Raw genomic sequence first — 6,293 nt, 5'->3', positions numbered from 1 at the left:
CAGCGACGCGGACGCTGACAGCGATGCCGATTCAGACGCAGACGCCGACAGCGATGCCGACTCGGATGCAGACGCTGATAGCGACGCCGATTCGGACGCAGACGCCGACAGCGATGCGGACTCCGATGCCGATGCGGATAGCGACGCCGACTCGGATTCCGACGCGGACTCGGATGCCGATGCCGACAGCGACGCGGACTCTGACGCAGACGCCGACAGCGATGCGGACTCAGACAGTGACTCGGATGCCGATTCTGACAGCGACGCTGATTCGGATAAGGATTCCGACTCTGATAGTGACAGCAATGCGGATCTGGATAGTGCTTCTGACGGCGGCGCCGGATCGGGCCAAGACTCAGACTCACGTGGCAACTTGAGCAGCTATGGTGACGCTGGCTCGAAGAGCCATTCGGTCCCCGAAACGAACGCCAAGGTTGATTCGTCAGCGAACGCATCTGCTGCTCTCTACCCAGTCGAAGAAGGGGTAGAAGCCGATGAGTCGCTCAAAGCGGAACACGCGGGCAACGCGAGTATTCCTGAAAGTGGGGTTGCGGCTGACCGGGATGCCGAAAGCGTAACGGGCCTCGACAGCTCAGCTGATAGTGAGACTCATAGTGAGGAGCTCCCGGAGCGGCCACAATCAAATGATGCCGGCGATAGAATTGCCGATAGCAGCTGGGGCGAGCCTGTCAGCGTAAATGGCAGCGATGAAAATGCCTCCGACGCAACTCCTGAATCGGTCTTGATGGCGGCGGATGATTCCGCCGATGATCCGGCAAGGCCGGTCTCGGATCTTTCGGACAATGAAGAGATCGAGAGCAGTTTGCCGGAAGGTCAAGACACCATCGCCCTGGAGCTGGCAGACGCCGGAAACGGCGACAGCACCGCTGACGACGACGTAGCGGTAAGTGAGGATGGTGGCCAAGCTGGTGAGCCGCTGGACTTGGGAGACCTGGTCGAAGGTGCAACCATCGATACCATCTCCGACTATCTGACGCTGAATTTCGACGGCACCGACACCTTCATCGATGTTCAGCCGACTGAGTCGGGTGAGGCACCGCAGCAGATCGTCTTGGCAGGCGTCGATCCTACTGGAATGGGAGACAGCGACCAGGAAATCCTGGCCAAGATGATTGATGACGGTATGCTCAAGATCGATACTTGATTGATCTTCCGCCAGGTTGCGGAATGGCGGAGGCTCTTCGGAGCCTCCGCCTGTATTCCTTCCGACGGCCGAGGGCCTGCAAACTGGGCGAAATGCCGTTTGAAGGTGCCTTTTCGGCGCTTGTGTCCCTCTTCTCGATCAGCCAGATTTTCCGGGATCGCCTTTGAAAGGCGGCACGGGATGATGATGGTATTATTGAGCAAGGTGGTTCTCCCAGGGTCCCTGCAAAGTCAGGGGGATTCGGTTGAACTGTATTGCAATATGCGTCCGTCAGTTCGTCAAGCCGGACTGCCCCTGATTTTGATTGATGCAGCAGGTGCGATCCAATGGCGAAGTTCACTCCAGCAGCTTTTCCAGTATGCATGCCACGCTAGTTCGAAGTCTGCTGTTGGTTGGCACTGCTTTCATTTTGTTCTGCTGTTCGGTAGTGATTTCGGCTCAGCTGAAAATTGATTTTCAGCTGCTAGCAGAACACATGCGCGAGCGCTTCTCTGCGGATCGTGTCGAGGTCATAGTTCGCTGGCGGCAATTGCTAGAAGAAATTGCTGACAGGCCGGAATCGGAGCAACTAATCAAGGTCAATGAATTCTTTCATCGCAACGTGCGCTACCAATCGGACACGACTTTGTACGATGAGAATGATTATTGGGCAACCCCCATGGAAACTCTTGGCCAGGGGCTAGGCGACTGTGAAGATTGGGCAATAGCAAAATACGCCAGTCTGCGTCACCTTGGTATTCCAGATGAGAGATTGCGGCTTATTTATGTACGCGCGAAGATCGGTGGCCAGCGAAGTCCGATCAGCCAGGCGCACATGGTGCTGGGTTATTTCGAGACGCCCGATGCGGAGCCGATGATTCTGGACAGCCTGGTCAGTAGCGTTATGCCGGCATCAGAGCGAACAGACCTATCCCCTACTTTTAGTTTCAATGCCGATGGGCTGTGGGTGGGGCAAGGATCAGATCGTGCAGCTGGCACGCCCCTGGCGCGCCTGTCGCGCTGGCGCGACGTGCTTGATCGAATGCATCAGGAAGGAATACGCCTACAATGATTACAGGCAACAGCCGAATAACTATGCGTGAGGTGATTGTCTAATGACTTTAGCTAAGCAGTTATGGGTTGTCATTGGAGTTCTGATCACCCTGATATTTATCAGCAGTTTTATTGTAAGCGTTTATACGGCGCGAAACTACTTCCTGGAGCAGTTGACGGTCAAGAATATCGATAATGTTACGAGTCTGGCCTTGTCGCTGTCCCAGGTGGAGAAAGACCCGGTAACCATCGAGTTAATGATTGCCGCTCAGTTTGATTCCGGACATTACAAGCGTATTGAGTTGGTTGATCCGAATGGCGAGACCCTGCAGGTGCGTGAGCACCCGGAGTTGGCGCCAGACGTCCCTTCATGGTTCGCTAACCTGATGGCGCTTGACGTGCCGCCTGGTGTGGCCCAGGTGCAAGATGGATGGTTGCAGTTCGGTACTCTGTACATGGAGAGTCAAAGTGCCTATGCGTTGAATGCGCTCTGGCGCGTTTCCTATCAACTCTTAATCTGGATTATTATCATTGCGCTTATTGTTGGAATCATCGGAAACTTCCTGTTGCGGCGTATCAGTCAACCGCTGCAATCGGTTGTCAAACAGGCCGAGGCGATTGGAGACCGACGGTTTGTGACCAGCAAAGAGCCAAGAACGCTCGAGTTTCGACGCGTGGTTCGAGCCATGAATTCCTTGACTGAGCGCGTCCGGTCCATGCTCGAGACCGAAACCCGGCGCCTGGATGAAATCCGTCGGCAAAGTCAGCTGGACCCGGCCACCGGCGTAGCTAACCGGGAGCAGTTTTTCCGTTTGTTGGACGTTCGCCTGAATCTGCAGGACGATAGTGTGCGTGACGCTGTGTTATTGCTGCGAATTACCGGGCTTCAGGCCCTTAATGCAAAGCTTGGGAGGGCGGAGACGGACGAATGGATCGCGGCCATGCTGAAACGTATTCGGATGGTGCTGGATTCCCGATCGGATTGCTATTCCCAGTACACAATGGGTCGGCTCAATGGAAGTGATTTTGTGGTTCTTGTTAATGACACCGGGTTTTTATCGGATTTGGCCGAGGTTGTGTGGAGTGTGGTAACCGAAATGGTGGAGCAATGGCAGCTGGAAGGCGAATATCCGATCGCCCTGGTGGGAAGTTCCTGCTGTCCCGGCGAACAGCGTGCTCGCCTGATGGCGCGTCTTGACGACCTTTTGGCCAGTGCCGAACAGGCACCTACCGAACGCCTGCTATTGGCCGACGATCAGCGCAAGGCCCCGCTGTTTCACGGTGCCGAGGGCTGGCGCCACGCCCTGGAGCGGGCACTGGAGGATGGTGCCGTTTCTCATGCCTGCTACCCCGTGATCACGGGGAACGGCTCGATATTCCACGAAGAAGCGATGTTGCGCATGCGTCTCGCTGACCGGGATATGCCTGCCGGCGCGGTGATCGGGTGGGCGCGGCGGCTGAATCTCCTCCCGCAACTCGATCTGCAACTCCTCAATAGCGTACTTCGGATGTTGGTGGATCAGCCGGACAGGCAGGTCGCCGTCAACCTTTCAATGGAAAGCCTACGCGACGTAACTAGTCACCTGGCCATTATTGATTGTATCCAGCGATACAGCGGAAGTGTCACGCAACGTTTGTCGGTCGAGCTCAATGAACAGGTCGCAGTGCAATACGCTGAACCGTTGGCATCGTTCATTGCCACGGTCAAAGGCCATGGCGTGCTTATGGGTTTACAGTCGGCTGGAAGAAACATAGCCGCTGTTCCGCGGCTGGAAACGCTTGGACTGGATTACATGAAAGTGGACGCTTCGCTGATTCAGCAGCAGAGCGCCGATGTCCTCAGTCTCTTACGGGGTTTGTGCAAACTTGGTCACTCGTTGGGACTAGCTATGATTGCTGAAGGCGTTTTGGAGCAGACCGATCAGTCCGCGCTGACGGAGTTGGGCTTCGATGCCTTCACCGGGCCGGGCGTTCATCCCGAAGCGCCGGAGTAGACAATACTAGATGTTTTCGAGATGAGTGTAGTGGGCCTGAAGTACCGATGAGCGAAGTGCCGCATGAATTGTCTGATGCCTGGAAGCGTCTCGAGAAGCTCGGCTGGAGGGCGGATCTTCTTGAGTGGGTCCGCAGTGCTGAAAAGGGAGAGCGAAACAGGGTTTTTATTGCACGTCATGACGGCACAACAGCCGTTATCAGGCTGTCCGGGAAGAAACCTGGGCAATCCAAAAGGAAAAAAGAACACTACGCCCGAGAGATGTATAACCTTGCTGCGGCTGCAGAGGCTGGTGTAACTCCAACCCCTTTACTTGCTGATCCATCGGATGGTCTCCTCGTGCTTCCATTTGTGCAGGGACGACATCCCGTGCGCAGGCAGGTTGAGCGGGAATCAGCTGTACGTATCGCACGTTGTTTGAGCAGGCTCCATCGCGGCGCGCCTACATTCCTCAGAGGCACCGATTTCCTGCGTCGCATTCACAGAAGGGTTAGAAAAGTCTGTCAGGATGAGGCGGCGGCGCGCCTCCATGCGCCGCGGCTGCCGGAGACCGCAAAGGCGCTGGAACCGGTACTGGACGCGCTGCATCGTACCGCTCCGCCGCTCGCGGCCTGTCATGGCGACCTTGTGCTCGAGAATATCATTGACGACGGTGAACGGGCGCACCTGATTGATTGGGAAACTTCCACTTCTGGAGACCCTCATCAGGACGTTGGGACCGTGCTACTGCGGGCGCGCATGAGTAGAGACGTACGTGAAGCTTTTTTAGCCGCATATTTTGCGGATCACTCAACTGAAGAGGAGATGCGCGGCCGAGCTCGCGTAAGACTGTGGCAGACTGCTCGCGCGCTCGATAAGGCCTTGATCTACTGGCGTAACGGTGTACGATCCGGCAAGATCGATAAAAGGGTAAAGGGCTGGACCCGGCGATGCTTCAATCTACTTTTCGCTCCGGACATAGAAGAAGCTATTTTCGAGCTGGGAATGCATCGAGCGAAAGTCAATCATGAAAAATAGGGCGTCCGCTGATATTACATTTAAAAAGGCTTCGCGGGAGAAAGAATCCCATCACCTTGAGGAACCAAATGACGGCACTTTTACTTGATAGGGTTGAGGCGCAATGAATCAATGTCATTGGATAGGGGCGTTCAGAGGATATAAAATTCTCTACTGTGACACGCTAAGGGACTCAATTCCGCAATACTCAATCGCTTTGTAGCCGATGCCTCCCTTCAGGTTATGATATGAGGGTCCCTCAGCCGGCTTTTCCATTAACGCTACTCGGTGCCCCGCCTCAGTAAGACCGCCTGCAAATTTCATTTGCAGGTCAAAGGGCGTAATGGTGTCATGCCGATTGCCAATTACGACAATTGCGCGGTCTGGGTCACGAGCAATGCCTCCTATGTGGTGTAAAGGGTCGTAAGGAGACGGCAGGCCCGTGCTGTCCAGATTGGGCCGTGGTGGATTGCCCCGTAGCTCGCGACGACGTGCCGCACGCTCCAATAGATCGAAAGCTCCGGATGTCATGATGGCGCATGCAATGTCGGTTCTTCCAAATGTTAACAAAGCCGCCACGGCAGTGGCGCCACCACTGTGACCGGAGAGGATCAGTCTTCCTGGTGTGTGTCTTTTTTTGATTTCATCGATTGCGGCATTCAGTGCTAAAAATTCGCTCCTTTGACGACGGAGCCGATGGTTTCCGCTGGATCCATACGTGCCGGGCCTGGCAATAATGATGACTGGAATTCCAATCTGATCTGCCCTTCGTTGGGCGATTTCGAATTGCGCTTCCTCAGTATTAGCGGCTATCTCGTTAGGACGCTTTTTCATGGAATCGGTCCGGTCTCCATAAAACCGTATAAACACAAAGGGAGCGCTGTCGAGGTCATCGTAACTGGACGCAAAATATCGGATGCACTCTGCGCCACTATGAAAGTCTGCCCAGACGGCAGAAGGCCCATCCGAACAGCTTTCCTCGTTGGCTTTTGTGTTCCATGTAAGATATTGACTAGCGTCGGTAGTCGCCTGGCAAGAGAAGAGCCAAAAAACAGTCAGGAAAAAGGTAGCATGTATTCCTATTTTGATTCTGGTCTTGTGTTTCAC

Annotated in this window: 5 protein-coding genes; 4 read left to right on the top strand and 1 reads right to left on the bottom strand. The window is 54.8% G+C overall.

Features of this window, described 5'->3' with window-relative positions; all coding sequences use genetic code 11:
* From DZK26_RS14400 to DZK26_RS02880, 4 genes are all read left to right on the top strand, one after another.
* Positions 1 to 1,165, top strand: a 1,165-nt coding sequence (locus DZK26_RS14400; RefSeq protein ID WP_220337250.1) for a hypothetical protein, incomplete at its 5' end; no start/stop codon positions are given.
* A gap of 307 nt (positions 1,166 to 1,472) precedes the next feature.
* Positions 1,473 to 2,216: a transglutaminase-like cysteine peptidase gene (locus DZK26_RS02890; protein ID WP_258870897.1), complete on the top strand. Its 744-nt coding sequence runs from the start codon at positions 1,473 to 1,475 to the stop codon at positions 2,214 to 2,216.
* Positions 2,217 to 2,259: 43 nt separating this feature from the next.
* Positions 2,260 to 4,191 carry a LapD/MoxY N-terminal periplasmic domain-containing protein gene (locus DZK26_RS02885; protein ID WP_116899129.1) on the top strand — a complete coding sequence of 644 codons (1,932 nt, stop codon included), beginning with the start codon at positions 2,260 to 2,262 and terminating at the stop codon, positions 4,189 to 4,191.
* 47 nt (positions 4,192 to 4,238) lie between these two features.
* The gene (locus tag DZK26_RS02880; protein WP_116899130.1) at positions 4,239 to 5,207 is read left to right on the top strand and encodes a phosphotransferase; all 969 of its coding nucleotides are present in this window, start codon (positions 4,239 to 4,241) and stop codon (positions 5,205 to 5,207) included.
* Positions 5,208 to 5,357: 150 nt separating this feature from the next.
* Here the strand turns inward: DZK26_RS02880 and DZK26_RS02875 are convergent, their stop codons facing one another.
* Entirely contained in the window at positions 5,358 to 6,293 is a 936-nt protein-coding gene (locus tag DZK26_RS02875; protein WP_147306715.1) for a S9 family peptidase, read from the bottom strand.

The organism is Wenzhouxiangella sp. 15190 (genome assembly GCF_003417465.1).
Classification (GTDB): Bacteria; Pseudomonadota; Gammaproteobacteria; order Xanthomonadales; family Wenzhouxiangellaceae; genus Wenzhouxiangella.
This window is presented reverse-complemented; position numbering and strand designations above follow the sequence as displayed.